1 protein-coding gene is annotated in these 691 nt (G+C 44.0%); it reads left to right on the top strand.

All coding sequences use genetic code 11. From position 1 onward, the window contains the following. The coding region (locus A3766_RS26775) for a type II secretion system F family protein (protein ID WP_197479774.1) at window positions 1-691 on the top strand (691 nt) is incomplete at both ends.

Below are 691 nucleotides of genomic sequence, written 5' to 3'. Positions count from 1 at the left end.
GGTATTCCTATTATACGTGCAATGAAAGGCTTGGCGGATTCAACCAAGTCAGAAGTGCTTCGCGAGACACTCTTTGATGTTTCTCAGCGCCTAGAGTCAGGTGTGAATTTAGCTTCATGCATGCAGGCCCACCCCAAGGTCTTTTCTGATTTGTTTATTAGTATGATTCACGTAGGTGAAAATACAGGTCAACTTGAGGAAGCCTTTAAACGATTAAGTGAGAGCCTGGAAATGGAGCGTGATACACGTAAACGTATCAAGCAAGCGACTCGCTATCCAACCATGGTTATTTCTGCGATCTTCATCGCCTTGTTTATTGTTAACTTGTTCGTTATTCCAAAATTTGCCAGTGTCTTTGCCAAATTTGGTGCAGACCTGCCGCTACCGACTCAGATACTTGTGGCGACCTCTGAGTTTTGTTTGGCTTACTGGTGGCTGATTATCGGTCTTATTTTTGCGGGAATATATGCCTTTAAACAGTGGGTGGCGACGGAGAATGGCAATTATATTTGGGATAGGAAAAAACTCGGCTTTCCAATAGTAGGGGTTTTATTTGAACAGATCGCCTTATCACGATTTACCCGAAACTTTGCCATGATGCTCGCTTCCGGCATGCCGATTACTCATGCTTTGGCGATTGCAGCGGAGGCCTCGGGGAATAAGTTTATCGGTAAACGAATTATTGATATGA

The sequence above is a fragment of the Oleiphilus sp. HI0132 genome (genome assembly GCF_001635845.1).
Note: the sequence above shows the minus strand (reverse complement) of the source record. Positions and strands in the feature narration are given on the sequence as shown.